Origin of the sequence: Cytobacillus kochii, assembly GCF_044790165.1 — a bacterium.
Taxonomy (GTDB): domain Bacteria; phylum Bacillota; class Bacilli; order Bacillales; family Cytobacillaceae; genus Cytobacillus; species Cytobacillus kochii.
Genome location: NZ_CP085254.1, coordinates 1864794 through 1890928 on the forward strand (window position 1 = coordinate 1864794; position 26135 = coordinate 1890928).

Sequence of the window (26135 nt, forward strand, 5' to 3'; positions counted from 1 at the left end):
GTACACTCATGTTTATTCGACACCTTGACTTGTTTTTGTCAAGGTGTTTTTTAATAGCAAAGCAAAGAAGTTAAGGGTAATCAACCTTTACGTTTCAATAAAAAAAGGAGGTTGTCTTTTATGGAACATTGTCTCACTACAACTGATCTAACAATAGACGAAATTCAAGGGATCTTAGCCGATGCAGAGCATTTTATTAAGGGTGAAATGTGGAAACCTAAAAACAAAGTTTTTATCGCTAATCTCTTTTTTGAAAACAGTACAAGAACAAAGTGTAGCTTTGAAGTAGCCGAAAGAAGGTTGGGCTTAGATATTATTCCATTTGAAGTGAGTACTTCTAGTGTGGCAAAGGGTGAAACGCTCTATGATACAGTAAAGACGCTTGAAGCGATTGGGGTTCAACTAGCTGTCATCAGGCATAATGAGAATTGTTATTTTGATCAACTGATTGGGAAGACCAATAGTGCGATTATTAATGCAGGCGATGGAAGTGGTCATCATCCAACACAGTCTTTGCTTGACCTACTGACGATCAAACAAGAATTCGGTAGCTTTAAAGGATTAAAGGTAGCCATCGTTGGTGACTTACGTCATAGCCGTGTTGCCAGGTCAAATGCAGAGAGCTTAAATCGGTTAGGTGCGAACGTAATTTTCTCAGGACCAGAAATATGGTTCGATCAAGACATGGCCCAACATGGACAATATGTGTCTATCGATAAAGCGGTCAAAGAAGCCGATGTCATCATGCTGCTAAGGGTACAGCATGAACGTCATGAAGGTGGTATATGGGACGCTGAAAAGTACCATAAGGCATTTGGGTTAACACTTGAACGGGAAAAAATGATGAAAAAGGACAGCATTATTATGCACCCTGCACCAGTTAACCGCGGCGTAGAGATTGCAGACAGTTTAGTTGAGTGTGAACGGTCAAGAATTTTCAAACAAATGCAAAATGGTGTATTTATTAGAATGGCGGTATTAAAAAGAATAATTGAACAATTTGAAAGGGGAGAGCGTAATGGGAATCATCATCAAAAATGGTCAATTGCTTACTAATGAAGGGGAATTACTTCAACAGGATGTGTTAATTAATGATGGGAAGATTGAAGAAATCGGTCAATCCATCGCAGTAAATGAGCATGAGGTCATTGATGCAACAGGTCAACTTGTAACAGCAGGATTTGTCGACCTTCATGTCCATTTACGCGAGCCGGGTGGTGAACATAAAGAAACAATTGCAACTGGTACACAGGCAGCGGCACGAGGCGGATTCACTACAATTGCTGCAATGCCAAATACAAGACCTGTACCAGATAGTAAGGAACAAATGGAAGCATTACATAAAAGAATCACTGAAACAGGCGTAGTGGAAGTATTACCATATGCATCCATCACTATAAGAGAAGCTGGAGCCGAACTAACAGATTTTGCAGCACTTAAAGAAGCAGGGGCCTTCGCTTTTACTGATGACGGGGTTGGCGTACAGTCAGCTGATATGATGTACTCAGCGATGAAGAAGGCAGCTGAAGTAGATATGGCAATTGTCGCTCATTGCGAAGAGAATACACTAATTCATAAAGGTGCTGTTCATGAAGGGAAGTTTTCAAAAGCACAAGGTATAAATGGTATCCCTTCAGTATGTGAATCTGTGCATATTGCAAGAGACGTGTTATTAGCAGAGGCAGCCAATTGCCATTATCATGTTTGTCATATTAGCACAAAAGAATCGGTTCGTGTGGTAAGAGATGCCAAGAGGGCAGGAATTAAAGTAACGGCAGAAGTGACGCCACACCACTTATTATTATCAGAAGAAGATATCCCTGGTCTTGATACAAACTATAAGATGAACCCTCCACTTAGAGGCAAAGACGATCAAGAAGCGCTGTTAGAGGGTCTACTAGATGGGACAATCGATTTTATCGCTACTGACCATGCCCCGCATGCAGCAGAAGAGAAGGCTGAAGGGATGACCTTATCACCGTTCGGTATTGTAGGATTGGAGACAGCTTTTCCACTTCTTTATACGAACTTTGTAAAGAAAGGTATATTCACACTAAAGCAACTCATCGATTTCTTAACAAGAAAACCAGCTGAATCTTTCTCTTTAAATAGAGGGCTATTACAAAAAGGAAGCAGGGCGGATATTGTATTGCTTGATTTGGAAAAGGAAGAAGCAATTGATCCTAATACCTTCTTATCAAAAGGTAAAAATACACCGTTTGCTGGTTGGAAGTGTAAAGGTTGGCCAACAACGACAATTGTCGCTGGAAAGGTAGTCTTTAAAAAGGGGAGTGTAACAGCATGAAAAGACAATTAATTTTAGAAGATGGCACAGTATTTATTGGTGAAGGCTTTGGTAGTGGTAAACAAACGATGGGTGAAGTCGTGTTTAATACAGGCATGACGGGATACCAAGAAGTGTTATCTGACCCTTCGTATTGTGGTCAAATCGTTACTTTAACTTACCCGTTAATAGGTAATTATGGTATTAACCGTGATGACTTTGAATCCATTCATCCAGCTATCAGTGGCTTCATTGTGAAAGAAGCAGCGGAATATCCTTCAAATTTTCGTCATCAACAATCGCTTGCTGAGTACTTTTCTATGAAAGACATTCCAGGCATCGCTGGGATTGATACGAGAAAATTAACAAGAATCATCCGTAAAGCAGGAACTTTAAAAGGAACGATTTGTAGCATGGAAGAAAATGTTGCCGAGATATTAGAAAAAATGAAAGCAACTAAACTGCGAGTCGATCAAGTAAAGCAAGTATCAACAAAAACGCCTTACCCATCACCAGGGCGTGGCAGAAGAGTAGTATTAGTTGATTTTGGTATGAAACACGGGATTTTAAGAGAATTAAATAAAAGAGATTGTGACGTCATTGTTGTTCCATACAACACGACTGCACAAGAAATCTTAAATTTAAGTCCTGATGGCATCATGTTATCAAATGGCCCTGGGGATCCAAAAGATGTGCCACAAGCAATTGAGATGGTTAGAGAGATTCTTGGGAAAGTTCCACTGTTCGGCATTTGTCTTGGACATCAAATCTTTGCGCTCGCTTGCGGGGCCAATACGGAAAAGATGAAATTTGGTCATCGTGGATCGAACCATCCTGTAAAGGAATTGGCTACAGGTAAGGTTGCGATCACTTCACAAAACCATGGCTACTCCGTAGATGAAGCATCAATTACACAAACAGACCTTGAAATAACACATATTGCTTTAAATGATGGCACAGTTGAAGGGTTAAAGCATAAAGTGCACCCTGCTTTCACTGTACAGTATCATCCAGAAGCTTCACCAGGACCTGAAGATGCCAACGGACTTTTTGAACAGTTTTTAACACTAATTGAAATGAACAGACAGGAAGGTGTTTATCAATGACAAAGCGTACAGACATAAAAAGCATACTCGTAATTGGATCAGGACCGATTGTCATTGGGCAAGCAGCAGAATTTGACTACGCGGGTACACAAGCTTGTATCGCACTAAAAGAAGAAGGGTATCGAGTCATTCTCGTTAATTCGAATCCAGCAACGATCATGACAGATACAGAGATTGCTGATGCAGTCTATATCGAACCTTTAACACTTGAGTTTGTAAGTAAAATTATTAGGAAAGAACGTCCAGATGCGCTCGTGCCAACATTAGGTGGTCAGACAGGTTTAAACTTGGCCGTTGAATTGGCCAAATCAGGCGTGTTAGAAGAATGTAATGTCGAGATATTGGGTACGAAACTTTCGGCTATTGAACAAGCAGAAGATCGCGACTTATTCCGTACATTAATGAATGAGCTCGGTGAACCGGTACCAGATAGTGAAATTATTCACACGCTAGAAGAGGCCAAACAATTTGTTGATATTGTTGGTTACCCAGTCATCGTCAGACCTGCTTTCACACTAGGTGGAACAGGTGGAGGCATTTGCCACGACGAAGAAGAACTAAATGAAATTGTTTTAAGCGGTTTGAAAAACAGCCCGGTGACGCAATGTTTGTTAGAGAAAAGTATTGCTGGTTTTAAAGAAATAGAATACGAGGTTATGAGAGATTCAAATGACAATGCCATTGTTGTTTGTAACATGGAGAATATTGATCCTGTCGGCGTCCATACTGGTGACAGTATTGTCGTCGCGCCGAGCCAAACGTTAAGTGATCGTGAATATCAAATGTTAAGAAACGCTTCGCTCAAAATTATTAGAGCACTCGGTATTGAAGGGGGCTGTAACGTACAATTAGCCCTTGACCCTTACAGTTTCCATTACTACATTATTGAAGTAAACCCGAGGGTTAGCCGTTCTTCTGCCTTAGCCTCTAAAGCAACTGGCTACCCGATCGCGAAGTTGGCAGCGAAAATCGCTGTCGGATTAACTTTGGATGAAATGATGAACCCGGTAACAGGGAAAACTTATGCAAGCTTTGAACCAGCATTGGACTATATCGTTACCAAAATTCCACGCTGGCCCTTTGATAAATTTGAATCGGCTAACCGTTCATTAGGGACACAAATGAAAGCAACTGGGGAAGTCATGGCGATTGGTCGAAACTTTGAAGAGTCGATTTTAAAAGCTGTCCGATCACTAGAAGCAAATGTTCATCATCTCGCATTACAAAATGGAGATGAAATAGATGATGCCCTTTTACAAAAGCGGATTCGTAAAGCTGGCGACGAACGATTATTCTATATCGGAGAAGCATTAAGGCGCGGTGTCACCATTGAAACCATTCATGAATGGAGCCAAATTGATTTGTTTTTCTTATACAAATTCAATAAAATTGTTAAGCTGGAGGATCAATTAGCGGCGAATATTGGTGATCTAGAAATCTTGCAGGCAGCAAAAAAACTAGGGTTTGCTGATACGACAATTGCACAAATATGGTCGATGCAAGAAAGAGAAGTTTATGAAAAGAGAAAAAATGCGGGCATTACACCGGTTTATAAAATGGTCGATACTTGTGCAGCTGAATTTGAGTCAGAAACACCTTATTATTACGGAGCATATGAAGATGAGAACGAATCTGTTGTAACAGATAGAAAAAGCGTGCTCGTATTAGGATCTGGTCCGATTAGAATTGGTCAAGGGGTAGAATTCGATTATTCCACTGTCCATGCCGTTTGGGCAATTAAAGAGGCAGGATATGAAGCGATCATCATTAACAACAATCCAGAAACCGTGTCAACTGACTTCAGTATTTCGGATAAGCTCTACTTCGAACCTTTAACAATAGAAGATGTCATGCATATCATCGACCTAGAACGTCCTGAAGGGGTTGTCGTTCAGTTCGGTGGCCAAACGGCGATCAATTTAGCGGCAGGACTTGTTGAACGAGGAGTGAAAATCTTAGGAACCTCACTTGAAAATCTTGATCGTGCAGAAGACCGCGACAAGTTTGAACATGCATTGCAAAAATTAGACATTCCAATGCCAGAAGGAAAAACAGCATTATCGGTTGAAGAAGCAGTGGAGATCGCGACTGATATCGGCTATCCAGTTCTTGTCAGACCATCTTATGTACTAGGTGGTCGCGCGATGGAAATCGTCTACAAAGAAGAAGAGCTCCTGCTGTACATGAAGAATGCTGTAAAAGTAAATCCTGAACATCCGGTATTAATCGACCGTTACTTAACCGGTAAAGAAATCGAAGTCGATGCGATTAGTGATGGAGAAACGGTAGTGATTCCTGGGATTATGGAACATATCGAACGAGCTGGCGTACACTCAGGTGATTCGATTGCTGTCTATCCTCCGCAAAGTATTAGCCAAAGCATTCAGGCGAAGCTGGTTGATTATACCGAGAGATTGGCAAAAGGGCTTGGCATTATCGGATTGTTAAATATCCAATATGTCATCTCAAAAGGTGAAGTCTATGTGTTAGAAGTGAACCCTCGCTCAAGTAGAACGGTACCTTTCTTAAGTAAAATTACAAATGTACCAATGGCAAAAATTGCAACAAAGGTCATTTTAGGAGAAACATTACAAAGTCAAGGGTATGAAAATGGTTTAGTGTCGGAGAAAGCCGGCGTATACGTTAAAGTACCGGTATTCTCTTTCGCGAAACTAAGGAGAGTTGACATTACGCTTGGACCAGAAATGAAATCCACTGGTGAAGTGATGGGCAAAGATCAAACCCTTGAAAAAGCGTTATATAAAGGATTAGTTGCTTCAGGAATGAAAATTTATCCATATGGCACGGTTTTAATGACTGTAGCAGATAAAGATAAGGAAGAAGCTTTGAGTCTAGCGAAACGCTTTGCCTCTATCGGTTATAGATTGATGGCGACCAGTGGAACGGCAGAATATCTTCAAAGTGCGGGTATACCGGTTGATATTACGAATAAAATTGGCACAGATGAACCAAATTTACTTGATGTCATCCGAAACGGTCAAGCGCAAATTGTTATAAACACCTTAACAAAAGGGAAGCAGCCAGCAAGAGATGGTTTTAGAATTCGTAGAGAATCGGTTGAAAATGGGGTCCCATGTTTAACATCCTTAGATACAGCAGATGCCATTCTCCAAGTAATTGAATCGATGACTTTCTCTGCTGATGCAATGAATAATTTAGAAGAAAAAGCAGTACAGGAGGCGGTTTTCTTATGATCAAACAAGAATTATGTCAAGTGATTGATCAAACAGAAATCGCAACAAATATTTATGAGCTCACCGTAAAAGGTGAGCTTGTTCATGAAATGAAAGAGCCAGGACAATTTGTTCATTTGAAAGTGAATAACGGAATTTCACCGCTTTTAAGAAGACCAATCTCGATTGCAAATATCAATCAAGACGAAGAGACTTTCACGATGATCTATCGTGCAGAAGGAAAAGGTACACGCTTGTTAGCAACGTTACAACAAGGCGACCTTCTTGATGTATTAGGTCCGCTTGGTCACGGATTTCCTGTAGAGGAGACGGAGGCTTGTGATACGGCATTGCTTGTCGGTGGCGGTATTGGAGTCCCCCCGCTATATGAACTTTCGCAAAGACTAACTGCCAATGGTGTAAAAGTCATTCATGTCCTCGGGCATCAAACAAAGAATGCTGTTTTTTATGAAGAAGAGTTTAAACAATTAGGTCCGACTTTTATTGCGACTGCTGATGGTAGTTACGCTTATTCAGGATTTGTGACAGATATTATAAAGAATGAAAATATAACGTTCGATGTTCTGTATACTTGTGGGCCAACGCCCATGCTCCGCGCACTTGAACAAGAATATAGACATAAAAAAGTATTTTTATCATTAGAAGAGAGAATGGGTTGTGGAATCGGTGCTTGTTTTGCCTGTGTATGTCATACAGCAGAAGATCCCACAGGCGTGTCTTATAAAAAGGTTTGTAGCGATGGGCCAGTCTTTAAGGCAGGGGAGGTTGTCATATGAGCGCTTTGAATATTAGTTTACCAGGGCTTGAGTTGAAAAACCCAATAATGCCGGCATCTGGTTGCTTCGGTTTCGGTAGAGAATACAGTGACTTGTATGATTTGAGTCAGCTCGGTGCGATCATGATTAAGGCAACAACGAAAGATGCGAGATTCGGTAATCCTACACCAAGGGTAGCGGAGACATCTGCCGGAATGCTGAATGCGATCGGGCTGCAAAATCCAGGATTGACGAAAGTCGTAGAGGAAGAATTACCGTGGCTTTCGCAATTTGATGTACCAATCATAGCTAATGTCGCCGGTTCAATGGAAGAAGATTATATCGAGGTGGCAAAAGAAATTTCGCAAGCGCCGAATGTTCATGCACTTGAATTAAATATTTCATGTCCCAATGTGAAAACAGGTGGTATTGCTTTTGGAACCGTACCGGAAATTGCGCAATCATTAACGAAGAAGGTAAAGGAAGTATCAGCTGTTCCTGTATATGTGAAACTCTCGCCGAATGTCACAAATATTGTTGAAATGGCAAAGGCTGTTGAACAAGGTGGTGCTGACGGATTAACAATGATCAATACGCTCGTTGGTATGAGAATTGATATAAAGACCGGTAAACCGGTAATCGCCAACAAAACCGGTGGTCTTTCTGGGCCGGCCATTAAACCAGTTGCCATTCGCATGATTCATGAGGTAAGCCAACAAGTAGCGATTCCAATCATCGGTATGGGGGGCGTGGAATCAGCTGAAGATGTGATTGAATATTTTTATGCCGGGGCGAGCGCCGTCGCAGTGGGAACGATGAACTTTGTTGATCCATTTATCTGTCCAAAAATCATAGCAGAGTTGCCAGAACTTATTCATTCTTTAGGATTTGATCATATTTCTGAATGTACCGGAAGGAGCTGGAAAACAGTTGAAAAACTCACTCATCATCGCGCTTGATTTTGCTAACCGTCAACAAGTGGAAGATTTCCTCAAACCTTTCACAAATGAGCAATTATTCTTAAAGGTTGGAATGGAGTTATATTATCAAGAAGGTCCACAAATTGTTGAACGATTAAAATCTGAAGGCCACCAAGTTTTCCTTGATTTGAAACTGCATGATATTCCGAATACAGTCAAAAGTGCCATGAAAGGACTTGCTCGTCTCGGTTGTGATCTCGTGAATGTCCATGCAGCTGGTGGTATAGAGATGATGCGGGCAGCTGTTGAAGGACTTGAGGAAGGGAAAGTGCAAGGAAAGGAACGGGCAAAGCTTATTGCTGTTACGCAATTAACGAGCACATCTAGGCAGCAAATGAATAGTGAACAGTTAATCCCTGTTTCTTTAAATGAATCTGTGTTGCATTATAGCCAAATAACAAAGCAAGCAGGCTTAGATGGTGTGGTTTGTTCGCCTTTTGAAGCCAAACAAATTGCCGAGAAGGTGGGCGCTGATTTTTTGACCGTGACACCAGGAATAAGAATGGAGACTGACGACAAGCAAGATCAAAAAAGAGTGGCAACACCTGATTTTGCCAGCTCTGAAGGTGTTTCAGCAATCGTCGTAGGGCGATCCATTACTAGAGCATCTAATTCCCTTGCTGCCTATTATCAAATCAAGAATCTTTGGGAGGGTATTTCCGTATGAAAAAACAAATAGCAGAAAGTTTATTAACTATTAAAGCAGTCGCACTAAATCCTAAAGATCCTTTTACGTGGTCATCTGGTCTTAAATCACCAATCTACTGTGATAATCGCTTAACATTAGCTTATCCTAAAGTAAGAAATGAAATTGCGCAAGGGCTACAAGCACTTATTGAGGAACATTATGCAGACGCTGAGGTGATTGCTGGGACAGCGACTGCAGGCATTCCACATGCTGCATGGGTAAGTGATCGGATGAATTTACCGATGTGCTATGTTCGGTCAAAGGCGAAAGCTCACGGTAAAGGCAAACAAATTGAAGGGAAAGCGGAGAACGGGCAAAAAGTTGTCGTCGTCGAGGATTTAATTTCGACAGGTGGCAGTGTGATCAACGCTGTCGAAGCACTAAGAGAGGCAGGTTGTGAAGTTCTAGGGGTGGTCGCTATTTTTACTTATCAATTAGCAAAAGGCGAAGAATTACTTCAGGCAGCAAATGTTTCCGTTCACACACTTTCCGATTTTGAATCATTAAAAGAAGTTGCAAAGAATCAAGGGACAATCGAGGCATCCGATTTTGCAGTATTAACTGAATGGAGAAAAGACCCGCAAGCATGGGGGAAAGCATTTGCATAAATAAGTGCGGCGAAAAGTTAGCAATAGCAAACTTTTCGCTTAGCCTATCTAACAGTATACAGTTTTATCAGTAAAGAGGAATTAATGTAATAATCCCGATTGAAAAGCAATCGCCACAACTTGTGTGCGATTTTTTGCTTTTAGTTTAGTCATTAATTGACTGACATAATCTCTCACCGTATGCTCGCTTAAATAGAGCATGGAGGCGATGGTTTTATTATCATGACCATCAGCTAGTAGGATGAGAATAGAATGCTCCCTTTGGGTAAGATGAATGGAGGATTGGATCATATCATTTCCACTTTTTCGAGAAAAGAATAAACCCAATAATATACCTACTTCATTGATATAATCTAACTCTTCTTTACTATATTCAAACGCCTCTCCCTTTTGGTCAAAAGTTAACCAGCCATATAATTGTTCTTCACATAAAATGGGAAGAAAGATAATTGAAGATAAGCCGAATAATTCGATATGTTCTTGTCTAATTAATTGCTTAGGGTCTTTTAGGAAAATTGGTTTCTTTGTAGAGAAGACTGAGAAATTCTCTCCTAACTGACCTTTCATACTCTGCACTTTGATAACTTCTGTTCCGACTGCACCATAAAATTCATTGGACCACGGAATATAACCATAAAAGACACAACGTTTAAACCCAAACCAATCTTCACATTTTTTTAGGATATCGGGGAGTTCCGTCTTCGATGAACGAATTAATAATTGACTTAATTTAGTTAAGGGTGCTCTATGAGGTATTTGCTTCTCTTTTTTTGCTATTTGCTGATATGTTTTCAGTAAATCTGATTGTAAGTTAAATAAAAACATGATAAACCCATCGTTCTTATGAATTTTTTCTTTCTTTAATAAGGTTGTTACCGCTTTTTGTAGAATCAATGAAAACAAATATAATCGTTCAGTGGATAGAATGGATATTTGCGCATAAAGCCAATCTATTAACTGATTATGAATGTCTTCCTCCATTTCTCCCATGTGTATATGGTGAAACCATTCTGTAAAGGAACGGAGTAGCAGTGTAACCGCCTCAAAATGCTCTTCGTCAGAAATCCCCTCGACATTAAGGTATATCCGGATATTTTCTTCTAAGTTTTGCCTATATGTTTTCATAAAGAATATAAATTCCCGCAATGTAACTTCTTCAAAACGATCATGAGATTGAGCCATGAAATTCCCCCTATATATGACTGTAAAATAGCTACTCATAAACAGTATCTTATAGGATAGCGCTAAAAAGTTAAAGTTTGTATCATTGTAGATGTGGGGTGAACAATGAATGAATTGTTGATAAGTAAGGATATTCATGTAAATATGACAGCAGAGAAGGGGTAAGGATTATGAGATTAAATGAAAAAGTGGCTGTTATTACTGGTGGTGGCACTGGGATTGGGAAAGAGACAGCACTTCTTTTTGCACAAGAAGGAGCAAAAGTTATTCTGACAGATATTCATGAAACGTCTGGTCAAGGTACCGTCGAAGAAATCAAAGCAAATGGTGGGGAAGCAATATTTGTTCGCCATGATGTAAGTAATGAAAATGATTGGCGTAAGGTCGCTAATGAGGCGATAAAAGCTTATAACCAAGTAGATATTCTCTTCAATAATGCAGGGATTTATCTTATTAAACCACTAGCTGAAATTGAGCTAGAGGAATGGAATAAATTAATGGCTATTAATGTAGGGGGTGTGTTTTTAGGAATGAAGCATATTATGCCATTAATGGCTGAGCGGCAGAAAGGTTCTGTGATTAACGCTTCTTCTATTGCAGGCTTAGTGGGCTCTCCCGGCCATGTTTTATATGGTGCAAGTAAAGGTGCTGTACGTGTCATGACTAAGGACGCTGCCATTGAATATGCTCCAATGGGTGTTAGAGTAAATTCCATTCATCCAGGGTATATTGATACTGGCATGGCTGATTATGCTTCAGAACAGACTGGTCAGTCAAAAGATGCTTTAGGAAAGAACCTATTTCCACTCGGTTATTTAGGTAAAGTAAAAGATGTAGCTAATACAGTGCTCTTTTTAGCTTCAGACGATTCAGCATACACTACAGGGGCAGAGTTTGTCATTGATGGTGGAGCGACAGCAAGATAATGAAAAGAAAGAGGAGATTAAAATGAAATTACAAGATAAAGTAGCAATCGTAACAGGTGGAGCAAGTGGTATTGGTGAAGCAGTTGTCAAAGAATATGTAAAAGAAGGTGCAAAGGTTGTCATAGCTGATTTCTCTGACAAGGGACAAGCTCTTTCTGATACTTTGAATAAAGAAGGATATGAGACTTTATTTGTTAAAACAGATGTATCAAACGAAGAAGATGTGAAAAATGTCGTTGCACAAACAATTAGTCGGTTTGGAAAATTGGATATCATGTATGCCAATGCGGGTATTGCCAGCGATGGGCCAGCAGCTGAATTAGATTATGATAAATGGAAAAAAACGATTGATATTAATCTTTCTGGTGTGTTTCTATCAGATAAATACGCAATCGAACAATTCCAAAAACAAGGAAGCGGCGGTGTAATAGTGAATGCAGGATCTATTCATAGCTTTGTCTCACTGCCTAATATCCCAGCATACTCCTCTGCAAAAGGTGGCGTGAAACTGTTAACACAAAACCTATGTACGGCATATGCGAAAGAAAATATCCGTGTAAATGCGGTTTGTCCGGGATACATTGATACGCCTTTATTATCAGAATTAGAATCAGATGTGAAGAATCACCTTGCCTCCCTTCATCCACAAGGTAGACTTGGAAAACCAGAAGAAATTGCTAAAGCTGTTTTATTCTTATCAAGTGATGATGCGAGCTTTGTAAATGGTACAACCTTATTAGTAGATGGTGGTTATACAGCACAGTAACTGTTTAACTAATAAAAAACCCAATTGGATGGATCGCCTGGTAGAGTAAGGCGTTCATCTCAATTGGGTTTTGTTATTTCTTTTTACTAAGTGAAATGACTTTTTCTTCATCAGGGGTGACAAAGATTGTTTGTTGTTGATCATAAATGACAAACCCGGGCTTAGCACCACTCGGCTTTTTCACATTACGTACCTTTGTGTAATCGACGGGTACACTACTTGAGTTACGCGCTTTACTAAAATAAGCAGCTAAACAAGCAGCTTCTTGAATAACTTCATTACTTGGCGCTTTATCTCTAATGACCACATGGGACCCAGGGATATCTTTTGTATGGAGCCATATGTCGTCTTTTGCAGCTAATTTATTCGTCAAATAATCATTTTGTTTATTGTTCTTACCAACAATGATTTCTGTCCCATCGCTAGCGACAAAATAATCAAGGATTGGTTTGGCATTGACCGGCTTTTTCTGTTTTTTTTGTCTTTCCCGTAAGTAACCGCCTTCAATAAGTTCCTCCCGTATTTCTTCAATATCTTTCGGTGATGCGGCTTGTATTTGTTGTAAAAGATGATCGAAGTAGTTAACTTCTTCATAGGCTTGATCTATTTGTTCTTGTACAACTTGTTTGGCATGTTTAGCTTTTTGATATTTCTTAAAGTATATCTGTGCATTTTGCGAAGGTGTTTTTTGTGTATCTAGAGGGATAAGGACATTACTGTTATTTTCATCATAATAATTGCTCACTTCAATCTCATCCATCCCTCTATGAATGGCATACATATGAGCTGTAATTAATTCACCGTACAATTGAAATTGCTCGGCATTTTTTGCATCTTGCATGGTTAGTTTTAATTTCTCTATTTTTTTTGTGTTTTTTTCTTTTTCATTGCTAATGAATTTTTCCAAGTCATTACCTTGTTGTTTGACACGATCTCTTTCTGCTTTGCCGAAATAATAGCGGTCAAGCATTAGACTTAAGCTCTCAAAATGACGCTGCTCTCCCTGAATATGATCTAACTGGAGGAAATAAAAAGTCTCTTTATGCTCATTTATCGTAATGGTCGGTTGAACTTCTTTGTTTTTTATTTTATCTATTGTCTTAATAAAGGCAGCAGGTAATGTTGTACGGTTGGCTAATCCTGATTGGTAAACAATTTCTTTTGCAAGTAGGGGAGAAAACCCGCTGTAATGTTGTACAAGTTGTCTATCTAACTTCCCACTATTAAAGTCCATTCTTCGTAATACATCCGTCTCATCAGCTTCTATTGGGTTGGCTTTATTTTGAGCCGGGGGAGTCACATATGTTTGACCTGGAAGTAAGGCACGATAACTATTTACGGCATAAGATACATGTTTAATACAATCGAGAATCATATTTCGTTCTTGATCGATAAGCGTAATATTACTATGTCGTCCCATTATTTCTACAATCAGTCTTTTATAGGAAACGTCCCCAATCTCATTGCGGCCTTTAATGTCAAAGATAATAATGCGATCTAAATCCATTTGTTTAATATCTTCTAATATATATCCTTCTAAATGTTTTCTTAATAGCATGCAAAACATCGGTGGTATGCTCGGGTTGTCATAGGCTTCATTTGTTAATTGTACCCGAGCATAACTTGGGTGAGCAGATAAGAGTAATTTATGATTTTTTCCGTTTGCTCTAATCACTAATATCATTTCATTTTTATAAGGTTGGTGAACTTTATTAATTCGACCACCTTTAAGAGTGGATTGTAACTCCTCTACCATCGCTTTTGTAAATAATCCATCAAATGACATTGAAAACATCCTTTTCTACGCACGAGATTCAGCGCTGTGCGTCTCTTTACTTTATGGAAGCTATTTTCCCATAAACAAATGGTTTTTAAAAGCTTTCTGTTTATGTAAAAACATTCTTTCTCATAATAGCATAGCATTTTTTAGGACGAGACTGAATAAGCTTTCATGAGAGCCTTAAAAATAGGACAGCTCTCCATCGAGATAGTAGGGGAAGCAGGACGGTTCGCATGTAGTAGATGCGAATTCTCTTAAAATGAAAAGGAGGAAGTGTGATGTCCGGATGAAATACCATGAGATGGAAGCGAGAGAGGTTGAAGACACGTTAAACACGAATAGGCATGAAGGCATGTCTGAAGAAGATGCGCAAAAAAGATTAGAGCAATTTGGATATAATGAATTAGTAGAGGGAGAAAAGCAATCTGCTTTACTCTTATTTTTTAGTCAATTCAAAGACTTTATGACTTTAATTCTATTAGTAGCCACATTGATATCTGGGCTACTGGGTGAATATATTGATGCAATCGCCATTATTGCGATTGTACTTATCAACGGAGTATTAGGTTTTTTTCAGGAACGAAAAGCAGAGAAGTCATTAAGTGCGCTAAAAGAATTATCCACACCTCATGTAACAGTATTACGTGATGGAGAATGGAAGAAAATCCCCTCAAAAGAAGTCGTTGTTGGTGACTTATTGAAGTTCTCCTCCGGTGATAGAATTGGGGCGGATATCCGCTTAATCGAGTGCAATAACTTAGAAATAGAAGAGTCGGCCTTAACAGGTGAATCATTACCAGTGCAAAAAACAGTCGCAGCAATTAAGCAAGATAACCCCGGAATCGGCGATATGGAAAATATGGGCTTTATGGGTACGATCGTAACGAAGGGTAGCGGAGTGGGGGTTGTCATTGGCACAGGAATGAAAACAGCGATGGGACAAATCGCTGATATGATCCAAAGTGCGGAAACGATGACAACACCGCTGCAAAGAAGGTTGGAACAATTAGGAAAAATCCTCATTGTTGTCGCACTATTCTTAACGGTTCTTGTCGTAGGTATCGGTGTGCTTCAAGGACAAGAATTATATACGATGTTCTTAACAGGGGTATCGTTAGCTGTAGCAGCAATACCAGAGGGATTACCGGCGATAGTCACCGTGGCCTTATCGCTTGGAGTCCAACGCATGATTAAACAAAAGGCGATTGTCAGAAAGCTCCCAGCAGTAGAAACATTAGGGTGTGCTTCTGTCATATGCTCCGATAAAACGGGAACCTTGACTCAGAACAAAATGACTGTCACCCATTTATGGAGTGGTGGTAACACTTGGCAAGTAGATGGCATTGGCTATACACCTAAAGGAGATTTTTATCGCAGTGAAAAACGTGTAGATCCAAAAAATGAAAAAACATTACAACAATTATTGATGTTTGGTATGCTTTGTAATCATGCTGAAATTCATAAGAAAAATAAAGAATTTGTCATTGACGGTGATCCAACAGAAGGTGCATTGTTAGTCGCTGGGATGAAAGCAGGATATAGTCGCCCCTCTTTATTAAATCAATATGAAATTCTCGAAGAATTTCCTTTTGATTCAACTAGAAAAATGATGAGTATCGTGTTAAAAGATGCTAGTGGCAGAAGATTTGTTGTCTGTAAAGGAGCACCGGATGTGTTGGCACAGAACTGTGAGAGTATCCTGTGGGATAACCGTAAGCAAGCAATGACCCAAGAGATGCATAGGTCAGTGAATGAGGCCATTCACGGTTTAGCCTCCCAAGCCCTAAGAACAATTGCAATAGGATATAAAGAATTGACTAATGAGGGCAGAATAAAATCAGAAAAAGAGGCAGAAAATCGATTGACGTTTATAGGTTTACAGGGAATGATTGATCCGCCAAGGACCGAGGTACGAGCTGCGGTTAAAGAATGTAAAGAAGCAGGAATTAAGACAGTGATGATTACAGGCGATCATATTACAACTGCTCAAGCAATTGCTAAACAATTAGGTATTCTTAATAAGTCAACAAAAGTAATGGAAGGAAAAACATTAGCTACATTGAGTACAGAAGAGTTAGAAGATGTAGTGGATGATGTATCGGTGTTTGCGCGCGTATCACCGGAGCATAAATTAAAGATCGTTAAAGCTCTGCAAAATCGTGGTCATATTGTAGCCATGACAGGGGACGGAATCAATGATGCACCAGCTATCAAAGCTGCTGATATTGGCATTGCCATGGGCATTACCGGTACGGATGTAGCAAAAGAAGCATCTTCTCTTATTTTACTTGATGACAACTTTGCAACCATTAAATCAGCAATAAAAGAAGGGCGAAATATTTACGATAATATTAGAAAGTTTGTAAGGTATTTACTTGCATCTAATGTTGGCGAAATACTGGTTATGCTATTTGCAATGATACTAGCACTACCTCTGCCGCTAGTACCTATACAAATTCTTTGGGTGAATTTAGTAACAGATGGGCTGCCGGCGATGGCGTTAGGTTTAGACCGACCAGAAGGTAATGTCATGAAGCGAGAACCGCGTAATCCTAAAGAGGGCATCTTTTCAAGAGGACTTGGCTGGAAAGTTATTTCAAGAGGATTTTTAATTGGTGGAGTAACCTTACTTGCGTTTATGCTCACATATAAAGGCGATCCTAATGAGCTCGCGTATGCGCAAACCGTTGCATTTGCGACATTAGTCCTTGCTCAATTAATTCATGTGTTTGATTGTCGAAGTGAAAAATCAGTTTTTGCTCGAAACCCATTCGGTAATATGTATCTTGTCTGGGCGGTTATTTCTTCGGTTTTACTTATGCTAGTCGTTTTATATTGGCCGCCATTACAACAAATTTTCCACACAGTACCAATCGCTGGTCGTGATTGGTTAATGATTGTTGGCTTATCAGCTGTCCCAACATTTTTGCTTGGCTTCACATATTTGGCAAGAAAATCGAAGTGAAATATGGTATAATCCTTTAGGTAGTAGAGTGAAACTCTATTACCTTTTGGTTTTTTAAAGAAAACTACATAATATATGAGTGTAAGAAAAGGTATGGTTAGTGCCAAATTTGTATAAGAAAGTTGTAGGTACTTCCCGCAAACGGCGAAAGGAAGTGTGGTTAAACGATGGTAGCGAGCATGACAGGGTATGGACAGGGTAAAAGGCAAACTGACACCTTCTCTATCACGATTGAAGTAAAAACGGTTAATCATCGTTTTACAGAATATTTCCTGCGCATTCCAAAGCAATTTCTCAAGCTGGAAGATAAAATAAAAAAAACGCTTAATCAATATATTAAGCGTGGTAGAATAGAAGTCTATGCAACCATAGAACAAACGGGATCGAAACAAAAGAAGATACGTGTGGATTGGGATTTGTTAGACGAATTTTATCGTTCAATGACAGAAGTGAAAGAAAAATATAAGTTAAGCAGTGAGCCTGGGTTAAAAGATTTACTTAATGAAGATGTATTTGCTATTGTGGAAGTGGATGAAGAAGACGAATGGTTAGATGAGTTGATTCTTGAAGCGACAAATGAAGCTGGTAAAGAGCTGCAAATGATGCGGTTAGCTGAAGGTAAGGAGCTAGAGAAGGATCTTTTTAAACAGCTCGGTTTACTAACTGAATGTCTTAACCGCTTATATGACTTAGCCCCTAACGTGGTAAAGCAATACGAAGACCGTTTGCGAAAGCGAATGGAGGAATATGCTGATGGTCATATTGATGAATCAAGAATTATTACAGAGGTGGCAATTTTTGCAGACAAGGCCGATATCAATGAAGAATTGACACGACTCGCATCACATCGTAATCAATTTCAATTGACCCTTTCCTTGGAAGATGCAATTGGCAGAAAGCTTGATTTCATGATTCAAGAGATGAATCGAGAAGTTAATACAATCGGTTCTAAAGCGAATGATTCTACCATTGCTGGAGAAGTGGTTGAAATGAAAGGTCTATTAGAAAAGATGAAAGAACAAGTACAAAATATTGAATAAAGCGGTTTAGAAACGCGTGATAAAGGTCAAAATAGTTAACTGATGACGGGGGGACGCATATGTCAATAAAATTAATTAATATTGGCTTCGGAAACATTGTTTCTGCCAATAGAATCATATCAATAGTGAGTCCGGAATCGGCACCAATTAAGAGAATTATTCAGGATGCAAGAGACCGTGGTGTACTGATAGATGCAACATATGGCCGTAGAACGAGAGCAGTCATTGTCATGGATAGTGATCATGTCATTTTATCTGCTGTTCAGCCGGAAACAGTAGCTGCACGACTGAATGACCGCGATGATGTTATCGATGAAGGGTAGGATTTTCTAATGAAGGAAAAAGGTTTATTAATAGTACTCTCAGGTCCATCTGGTGTAGGGAAAGGTACAGTGAGAAAAGAGATTTTCTCACAGCCTGATACGGCATTTGAATACTCTATTTCTATGACAACAAGAAAGCCGAGACAAGGTGAAGTGGATGGAGTAGATTATTTCTTTAAATCTCGTGAAGAATTTGAAACATTAATAGAACAAGATAAATTATTGGAGTATGCTGAGTTTGTTGGCAACTATTATGGAACCCCTGTTGATTATGTGAAGCAAACGTTAAACGAGGGCAAGGATGTATTTTTAGAAATAGAAGTACAAGGTGCAAAGCAAGTGCGTGAGAAGTTTCCTGATGGCTTGTTTATCTTCCTTGTTCCACCTAGTTTATCTGAATTAAAAAATCGTATTGTTACACGAGGCACAGAAACAGAAGATATAATTAATAATCGTTTAAGTGCAGCTAAAGAAGAAATTGAAATGATGAAATTATATGATTATGTTGTAGAAAATGATCAAGTGGAAAACGCTTGTGACAGAATTAATGCGATTGTAGTAGCAGAACATTGCCGTCGCACGCGCGTTGAACCTAGATATTTGAAAATGTTGGAGGCTGAATAATATGTTAAATCCATCAATTGATTCATTGATGACAAAAATTGATTCAAAATACTCTCTTGTGTCTGTGGCTGCTAAAAGAGCACGGAAATTACAAAATAATGAAGAGCAATATCGTTTAGAAAAATATGTATCACATAAAAATGTGGGTAAAGCGTTAGAAGAGATTAATGCAAACGAACTATTTTATCGCTTAGGTGATACAACGCATGAAGGGGAAAAAAGGTAAAATACACATATATGAAAAAATAACAACCTGTATGGAGGTTGTTATTTTTGTTCATAGCCGTAATTTTTGTTAAAAACAAGAAGAGATAGATGAAAAAGTGAGCGAAATTATTCATAATAAAAGAAAAATAACCTTTTGAATATTGGGGGTTTGTATAGATGTTGAATGGTAAAAAAATCCTGTTGTGTGTAACCGGCGGTATTGCTGTTTATAAAGCTGTAGCTTTAACAAGTAAGTTAACGCAAGCTGGAGCTTGTGTGAAAGTAATGATGAGCGAGTCAGCTAGACAATTTGTGTCACCATTAACTTTTCAAGTGATGTCACGTAATGATGTATATTTTGATACCTTCGATGAAAAGGACGCTAGTAAGATTGCTCATATTGATTTAGCGGACTGGGCAGATTTGATATTGATTGCACCAGCAACTGCGAATATTATTGGTAAGCTTGCAAATGGCCTAGCAGATGATATGATTTCTACAACATTGTTAGCACACACATCGCCTGTATGGATTGCACCGGCGATGAATGTCAATATGTACAATCATCCTGCAGTGATAAAAAATATTGATACTCTTCATCAGTTTGGTTATCAATTTATTGAACCGAGTGAAGGCTATCTCGCATGTGGTTATGTTGGAAAAGGTAGATTAGAAGAACCGGAAAAGATTGTTGAGCATATGAATCATTTTTTCAATCAAAAGGAACCGTTGTTAAAAGGGAAAAAGTTATTGATCTCAGCAGGGCCGACAAGAGAAAAAATTGATCCTGTTCGTTATTTAACCAATCATTCGAGTGGTAAAATGGGCTATGCGATTGCAGAAGTCGCAGCGAAACTTGGTGCAGATGTGACATTAGTATCAGGTCCTGTCCATATTTCTTCACCTCATGGTGTAAAAGTAATCAATGTTGAAAGTGCGGAAGAAATGTATGAAGAAATGATTACTCGCTTTGCTGATGCTCATATTGTAATAAAAACGGCTGCTGTAGCAGATTATCGGCCTAAATATACTTATGATCAGAAAGTGAAAAAGAATGATGGTGATCAACAGTTGGAATTAGAAAGAACTAAAGATATTTTAATGGCACTTGGTAAAAGAAAGAAAAATCAAGTGTTGGTGGGTTTTGCGGCAGAAACAAATAATGTGGATGTATATGCGAGAGGAAAGCTGGAAAAGAAAAATGCTGATATGATAGTAGCCAATGATGTAACAAGTGCGGGTGCCGGATTTGGAACAGATACGAATGTTGTTACTCTCTATAAACGGGATGGAACTAAAACTGATCTCCCGTTAATGTCAAAACATGACGTAGCAGTAAGCATTCTAAAAGAAGCACTTCATATACACGAGGATGAGGGAAAATGATTGCTGAGGTCATTGTTGACGTACCGGCTAAGCAAACAGATCGACCTTTTGATTATGTTATTCCGCAATCACTTGAGACGGTCATTCAAATTGGGATGCGCGTCGTTGTCCCATTTGGGCCAAGGAGAATTCAAGGTTTTGTCATTGGGATCAAACCTCAGTCCACGCTTAATAAATTAAAAAATATCATTGAGCCGTTAGATTTAACACCTGTATTATCTGAGTCGCTCATTTCATTAGGAAATTGGCTATCAGAAGAAACTTTAAGTTATCGGATCTCTGCTTATCAAGCGATGTTACCAGCAGCACTTAAAGCAAAATATCAAAAAAAATTACAAGTTTCAACTGAAAGCAAACATTTGTTACCCCAAACCTTACAAGACTTATTTACTAACCAAGATAGCATCCTGTGGGAAGAAGCGAAAGAAACAGGCTATTTATCATTGTTACAGCAAGAAGTAACGAAAGGTCATATTCTAATTATTTATGAAGTGAAAGATAAAATAAAAAAGAAAAAACGCCTCGCTATTAGAAGCGCCCTTTCAACAGAGGAATTAAAGACTTATCAATCTTCTCTTACACCAAGAGCACAAAAACAACATGACGTGATCACATACTTTATCGCAAATAATGATTGGATATTCTTAACTGACTTAACGGCAACTCTACAAATATCGAATGCCGTCGTAAAAGAACTAGTGAAAAAAGAAGTATTAGAGGAGAGCGAACGTGAAATTTATCGTGATCCTTATGAAAATCGTTATTTTGCACGAACAGAACCATTGCTGTTAACAAATGAGCAACAAGAAGCCATCGATCCAATCCATGATCGCATTGCAAAATCCCTTCATGAAGTGTTTTTATTGTATGGCGTAACAGGGAGTGGGAAAACAGAAGTTTACTTACAGTCGATACAGAAAGTACTAGGGAGAGGCCAAGAAGCAATTTGTTTAGTGCCAGAGATTTCACTTACCCCACAAATGGTTCATCGTTTTAAAGGAAGATTTGGGAATCAAGTAGCTGTGATGCATAGTGGATTATCTGCTGGTGAGAAGTATGATGAATGGCGAAAAGTACAGCGTGGAGAAGTGAAAGTCGTTGTTGGAGCGCGGTCAGCTGTATTTGCTCCCTTTGAAAACCTCGGTCTCATCATTATAGATGAGGAACATGAGACAAGTTATAAACAAGAGGAAAACCCAAAATATCATGCAAAAGATGTAGCAATAAAACGAGGGAAGCAAGGTAGTTTCCCCGTTATTTTAGGTAGCGCTACACCTTCACTCGAATCATTTGCTCGTGCTAAAAAAGGTGTATACACTTTGTTAAGTTTGCCGAAGAGGATGAATAATCAAGATTTACCACAGGTGGATATTGTAGATATGCGTGAAGAGCTAAGAAGTGGAAATCGCTCGATGTTTTCTTCCTCCTTATTAGAAAAGCTCCAATTACGTCTAGAAAAAAAAGAGCAGACAGTCCTTTTCTTAAATAAACGTGGATACTCTTCTTTTGTCATGTGTCGTGATTGTGGTTATGTTGTTAATTGTCCGAACTGTGATATTTCATTAACTTATCATCGCCACCAGCAGCAAATGAAATGTCATTATTGTGGATATGAGGATCATGTCCCCTCTGTTTGTCCAGAATGCCAGAGTGATCATATTCGTTATTTTGGCACAGGGACACAAAAGGTAGAAGAAGAACTCCATAAAGTATTGCCTGAAGCGAGAGTTATTCGTATGGATGTGGATACAACGAGTAAAAAAGGCTCTCATGAGCGACTGCTTAATGAGTTCCAAAAAGGCCATGCAGATATTCTGCTAGGGACCCAAATGATTGCCAAGGGACTTGATTTTCCAAATATAACGCTTGTCGGTGTATTATCAGCTGATACAATGCTTCATTTGCCAGATTTTCGTTCATCAGAAAAAACGTTTCAGTTATTGACGCAAGTGAGTGGAAGAGCAGGGCGTCATCAATTACCAGGAGAAGTGGTCATTCAAACATACAGTCCTGAACATTATAGTATTGAGTTAGCAGCTGAACAAAATTACGACCAGTTTTACGAGCGCGAAATGATGATTAGAAAAGGCTTAAAGTACCCACCTTTTTATTTTATTACGCTTATTACGGTCAGTCACGAGCAATTGATGAAAGCGTTAGATGTCACAGAAAAAATTACCACATTTCTGACTAGTCGCTTAACTAAAAGCGCCATCTGTCTTGGTCCGGTTGCATCACCTATTCCACGAATCAACAATAGATATCGCTACCAATGTTTGATAAAATACAAACGGGAGCCAGAGTTAAATCAATCATTAAAAAAGATATTAGATCAGTATCAGCAAGAAGTGACTTCAACTTCCTTGAAAATATCTGTGGATGTTAATCCATTTATTCTGATGTAAAGAAAAATAACTAAAAAAGGTTATAGATAGAGAAAATCGTCGAGAATGGTAATAATTTTAGTCTAGCTATGGCTGTCTGTTGAATGAGAAGATGTTATGGAGGATTTATATTTTGAGTGTTAAACAAATAGTGATGTACCCTAATACAATTTTAGAAGAAAAATGTACACCGGTAACGGTTTTTGATAAAAAATTAGTAAGGCTATTAAATGATATGTATGATACAATGATTGAATTTGATGGTGTAGGACTAGCTGCTCCTCAAATAGGTCTCAATAAAAGAATAGCGATTGTAGATATTGAAGATGAACATGGCACGATTGAGATGATAAATCCCGAAGTAATCGAAACATCAGGTGAACAAACAGATCCAGAAGGCTGTTTGAGCTTTCCCGGTATTTATGGTGATGTCACACGACCGTCATTTGTGAAAATAAAAGCCTTCAATCGAAAGGGTAAGCCATATGAGTTCGCAGCAGAAGGTTTTCTTGCTAGAGCCATTTTACATGAGATTGATCATTTGGATGGAATCCTATTCACCACTAAAGTTAGCAGATATATAGAGGCAGAAGAGTTAGAGAGGTTGGATGAAGAATGACAAAAATTGTATTTATGGGTACACCGGATTTTTCAGTTCCGGTATTACGAAGTGTTATTCAAGCAGGTTATGAAGTCATTGCAGTTGTTACACAACCTGACCGGCCAGTGGGAAGGAAAAAGGTGTTAACTCCACCACCAGTAAAAGTGGAAGCACAAAAACACGGTATTCCAGTGCTACAGCCTGAGAAAGTTAAAAATAAAGAGGACTTGCAAGCTGTTTTAAATCTAGAGCCTGAACTTATTATCACGGCTGCATTCGGGCAAATTCTCCCTAAGCCATTGTTAGATGCACCTAAATATGGTTGCATTAACGTACATGCTTCATTATTGCCAGAATTAAGAGGTGGAGCACCAATTCATTACAGCATCATCCAAGGGAAAGAAAAGACTGGTATTACGATTATGTATATGGCTGAAAAGTTGGATGCAGGTGATATTTTAACACAGGTAGAAGTCGAAATCGCTAAGGACGATACTGTTGGTAGCTTACATGATAAATTAAGTGAAGCTGGTAGCAAACTATTGTTAGAAACATTACCACCATTATTAAAGGGTGATTTGCTTCCGAAACAACAAGATGAAAATTTAGCAACATTTGCATACAATATTAAGCGTGAAGAAGAAAAAATTCAGTGGAGTAAACCAGCAATAGAAATTTATAACCATATTAGAGGGATGAATCCTTGGCCAGTTGCTTATACGACTTTGTCTGATGCAGTTATGAAAGTGTGGGCTTCTGTGATCATTGAATCAAAATCAAATCAAGTGCCTGGAACAATTGTTGGATTAGAAGAGGATGGCATCAATGTCTCCACCGGCGATGGTCAGATATTGAAGCTAACAGAGATTCAGCCATCAGGTAAAAAACGCATGAAAGCGAAAGATTACCTGCGCGGCGCAGGTGCCCATCTTCAAGTTGGCATGAAGTTAGGGGACAATCAATGAAAAAACAAAGAAAAAAAAATGTAAGAGAAGTTGCGATGGATTTGTTAGATGCAATTGAAAAGAACCAATCGTATAGTAACCTCCTGTTAAACCATGCTATTAATCAAAATCATTTAGAACAAAAAGATATTGGTTTGCTGACAGAACTGGTTTATGGGACGCTACAACGTAAAATGACGTTAGATTATTATTTACAGCCCTATATAAAAAAACCAAATAAAGTGGAGTCTTGGGTAAAGCAATTATTAAGGATTACGGTTTACCAAATGGTTCACTTAAATAAAATTCCTGATCATGCGGCATTAAATGAAGCGGTAGAAATAGCAAAAAATAAAGGCCATAAAGGCATTGCTTCATTTGTGAATGGGATATTACGAAATGTACAAAGAACTGGGATTAGACAAGTGGAAGAAATTAAAGATCCTATTCAAAGAATCTCGATAGCAACAAGTCACCCAGAATGGCTCGTTGCTAGATGGGTGGATCAATTTGGGCTAGAAGCAACGGAAGAAATGTGTAAGCTTAATTTACAAGCTCCGACTCAAACAGCGCGTGTAAATAGTACGAAAGCTACGACAGAAGAAGTGATTACATTATTAGAAGAGGAAGGATATGCCGTGAAACGGAGTGAATGGGTATCAGAAGCCATTCATGCTCTTCGAGGAAATCTTGCCAAGTCTACAGCATTCAAAAATGGACTTATCACAATACAAGATGAAAGTTCAATGTTAGCTTGCTTGGCCCTGAATCCTCAAAAAAATGAAAGAATCCTTGATGCTTGTGCAGCTCCAGGTGGGAAAACGTCTCATATTGCTGAAGCGATGTCGGGGAGTGGAGAGGTTATAGCGATAGATCTCCATGAGCATAAAGTGAAGCTTATTGCACAAACAGCAGATAGATTAGGATTAGAGAATATTGGTACTCTTGCTCTCGATAGTAGACAAGTTCAAGATCATTTCCCGCAAGAGTCGTTTGATCGTATTTTGTTAGACGCACCGTGCTCAGGTTTAGGTGTGATGCGTAGAAAACCTGATATGAAATACACAAAAAAAGAAGATGATTTATCACGCCTGCAGTCCATTCAATTGGATTTATTAAATGCCATCACCCCATTATTAAAAAAAGGTGGTATGCTAGTGTATAGTACATGCACTGTTGATGAATCTGAAAACCACCAAGTCATTTCACGTTTTTTAAGTGACCATAAAGAATTTGTTGGAGACTCAACACTTAAGGCAAGGCTACCACAAGCATTACAAACGTTTGTGGATGATTTTGAAATACAAGTATTACCGCAATATATTGGTTCAGACGGGTTTTATATCGCTTGTCTGAGAAAGAAGGTGTAAT

General features: G+C 38.9%; 22 protein-coding genes. 20 read left to right on the forward strand and 2 right to left on the reverse strand.

Translation table 11 applies throughout. From position 1 onward, the window contains the following. The first annotated feature begins 120 nt into the window (after window positions 1-120). Genes LG276_RS09875 through pyrE form a run of 8 tightly spaced genes read left to right on the forward strand, consistent with a single transcriptional unit; the run spans window position 121 to window position 9636 of the window. On the forward strand, window positions 121-1056 hold the full coding sequence (locus tag LG276_RS09875; RefSeq protein WP_224938553.1) for an aspartate carbamoyltransferase catalytic subunit: 936 nt from the start codon (window positions 121-123) through the stop codon (window positions 1054-1056). After that, entirely contained in the window at window positions 1019-2305 is a 1287-nt protein-coding gene (locus LG276_RS09880; RefSeq protein WP_224938554.1) for a dihydroorotase, read from the forward strand. The genes LG276_RS09875 and LG276_RS09880 overlap by 38 nt, the downstream gene beginning before the upstream one ends. Then, window positions 2302-3390, forward strand: a complete 1089-nt coding sequence (locus tag LG276_RS09885) for a carbamoyl phosphate synthase small subunit (protein WP_251161456.1) — start codon at window positions 2302-2304, stop codon at window positions 3388-3390. The genes LG276_RS09880 and LG276_RS09885 overlap by 4 nt, the downstream gene beginning before the upstream one ends. Continuing rightward, on the forward strand, window positions 3387-6605 hold the full coding sequence (gene carB, locus LG276_RS09890) for a carbamoyl-phosphate synthase large subunit (RefSeq protein WP_224938556.1): 3219 nt from the start codon (window positions 3387-3389) through the stop codon (window positions 6603-6605). Before LG276_RS09885 ends, carB begins: the two co-directional genes overlap by 4 nt. Beyond that, window positions 6602-7381 carry a dihydroorotate dehydrogenase electron transfer subunit gene (locus LG276_RS09895; protein WP_224938557.1) on the forward strand — a complete coding sequence of 260 codons (780 nt, stop codon included), beginning with the start codon at window positions 6602-6604 and terminating at the stop codon, window positions 7379-7381. Before carB ends, LG276_RS09895 begins: the two co-directional genes overlap by 4 nt. Beyond that, window positions 7378-8319, forward strand: coding sequence for a dihydroorotate dehydrogenase (locus tag LG276_RS09900; protein WP_224938558.1), 942 nt, complete (start codon window positions 7378-7380; stop codon window positions 8317-8319). The genes LG276_RS09895 and LG276_RS09900 overlap by 4 nt, the downstream gene beginning before the upstream one ends. Continuing rightward, window positions 8291-9007 (forward strand): orotidine-5'-phosphate decarboxylase, encoded by a 717-nt coding sequence (pyrF, locus tag LG276_RS09905; RefSeq protein WP_251161457.1) that lies wholly within the window; start codon window positions 8291-8293, stop codon window positions 9005-9007. The genes LG276_RS09900 and pyrF overlap by 29 nt, the downstream gene beginning before the upstream one ends. Next, complete coding sequence (gene pyrE / locus LG276_RS09910) at window positions 9004-9636, forward strand: orotate phosphoribosyltransferase (RefSeq protein ID WP_224938560.1); 633 nt, start codon at window positions 9004-9006, stop codon at window positions 9634-9636. The genes pyrF and pyrE overlap by 4 nt, the downstream gene beginning before the upstream one ends. 81 nt (window positions 9637-9717) lie before the next feature. On the opposite strand, the gene LG276_RS09915 is transcribed toward pyrE, so the two are convergent. After that, window positions 9718-10818, reverse strand: coding sequence for a LuxR C-terminal-related transcriptional regulator (locus LG276_RS09915; protein WP_224938561.1), 1101 nt, complete (start codon window positions 10816-10818; stop codon window positions 9718-9720). 170 nt (window positions 10819-10988) lie between these two features. Here LG276_RS09915 and LG276_RS09920 point away from each other — a divergent pair, with 170 nt between their 5' ends. Both LG276_RS09920 and LG276_RS09925 read left to right on the forward strand, forming a co-directional pair. Further along, entirely contained in the window at window positions 10989-11744 is a 756-nt protein-coding gene (locus LG276_RS09920; RefSeq protein ID WP_224938562.1) for an SDR family NAD(P)-dependent oxidoreductase, read from the forward strand. Between the two features lie 22 nt (window positions 11745-11766). Next, window positions 11767-12510, forward strand: coding sequence for an SDR family NAD(P)-dependent oxidoreductase (locus LG276_RS09925; protein ID WP_224938563.1), 744 nt, complete (start codon window positions 11767-11769; stop codon window positions 12508-12510). A 73-nt stretch (window positions 12511-12583) separates the two neighbouring features. Here the strand turns inward: LG276_RS09925 and LG276_RS09930 are convergent, their stop codons facing one another. Next, complete coding sequence (locus LG276_RS09930) at window positions 12584-14296, reverse strand: NFACT RNA binding domain-containing protein (RefSeq protein WP_224938564.1); 1713 nt, start codon at window positions 14294-14296, stop codon at window positions 12584-12586. Between the two features lie 280 nt (window positions 14297-14576). Here LG276_RS09930 and LG276_RS09935 point away from each other — a divergent pair, with 280 nt between their 5' ends. The 10 genes from LG276_RS09935 (at window position 14577) to rsmB (ending at window position 26134) form a co-directional block, all read left to right on the forward strand. Further along, window positions 14577-17255 (forward strand): cation-translocating P-type ATPase, encoded by a 2679-nt coding sequence (locus tag LG276_RS09935; protein ID WP_224938565.1) that lies wholly within the window; start codon window positions 14577-14579, stop codon window positions 17253-17255. A 167-nt stretch (window positions 17256-17422) separates the two neighbouring features. Further along, window positions 17423-18295 carry a YicC/YloC family endoribonuclease gene (locus LG276_RS09940; protein ID WP_224938566.1) on the forward strand — a complete coding sequence of 291 codons (873 nt, stop codon included), beginning with the start codon at window positions 17423-17425 and terminating at the stop codon, window positions 18293-18295. A gap of 59 nt (window positions 18296-18354) precedes the next feature. Continuing rightward, a complete protein-coding gene (remA, locus tag LG276_RS09945; protein WP_095369581.1) occupies window positions 18355-18618 on the forward strand; it encodes an extracellular matrix/biofilm regulator RemA in 264 nt (87 codons plus the stop codon). Between the two features lie 9 nt (window positions 18619-18627). Further along, entirely contained in the window at window positions 18628-19242 is a 615-nt protein-coding gene (gene gmk, locus LG276_RS09950) for a guanylate kinase (RefSeq protein WP_095369580.1), read from the forward strand. A gap of 1 nt (window position 19243) precedes the next feature. Next, the gene (rpoZ, locus tag LG276_RS09955; protein WP_095369579.1) at window positions 19244-19468 is read left to right on the forward strand and encodes a DNA-directed RNA polymerase subunit omega; all 225 of its coding nucleotides are present in this window, start codon (window positions 19244-19246) and stop codon (window positions 19466-19468) included. 158 nt (window positions 19469-19626) lie between these two features. After that, a complete protein-coding gene (gene coaBC / locus LG276_RS09960) occupies window positions 19627-20835 on the forward strand; it encodes a bifunctional phosphopantothenoylcysteine decarboxylase/phosphopantothenate--cysteine ligase CoaBC (RefSeq protein WP_224938567.1) in 1209 nt (402 codons plus the stop codon). Further along, window positions 20832-23240: a primosomal protein N' gene (gene priA / locus LG276_RS09965; protein WP_224938568.1), complete on the forward strand. Its 2409-nt coding sequence runs from the start codon at window positions 20832-20834 to the stop codon at window positions 23238-23240. Before coaBC ends, priA begins: the two co-directional genes overlap by 4 nt. A 112-nt stretch (window positions 23241-23352) precedes the next feature. Beyond that, window positions 23353-23838 carry a peptide deformylase gene (def, locus tag LG276_RS09970; protein ID WP_095369576.1) on the forward strand — a complete coding sequence of 162 codons (486 nt, stop codon included), beginning with the start codon at window positions 23353-23355 and terminating at the stop codon, window positions 23836-23838. Continuing rightward, window positions 23835-24785, forward strand: coding sequence for a methionyl-tRNA formyltransferase (gene fmt, locus LG276_RS09975; RefSeq protein WP_224938569.1), 951 nt, complete (start codon window positions 23835-23837; stop codon window positions 24783-24785). The genes def and fmt overlap by 4 nt, the downstream gene beginning before the upstream one ends. Continuing rightward, window positions 24782-26134: a 16S rRNA (cytosine(967)-C(5))-methyltransferase RsmB gene (gene rsmB / locus LG276_RS09980; protein ID WP_224938570.1), complete on the forward strand. Its 1353-nt coding sequence runs from the start codon at window positions 24782-24784 to the stop codon at window positions 26132-26134. Before fmt ends, rsmB begins: the two co-directional genes overlap by 4 nt. The last annotated feature ends 1 nt before the right edge of the window (window position 26135 follow it).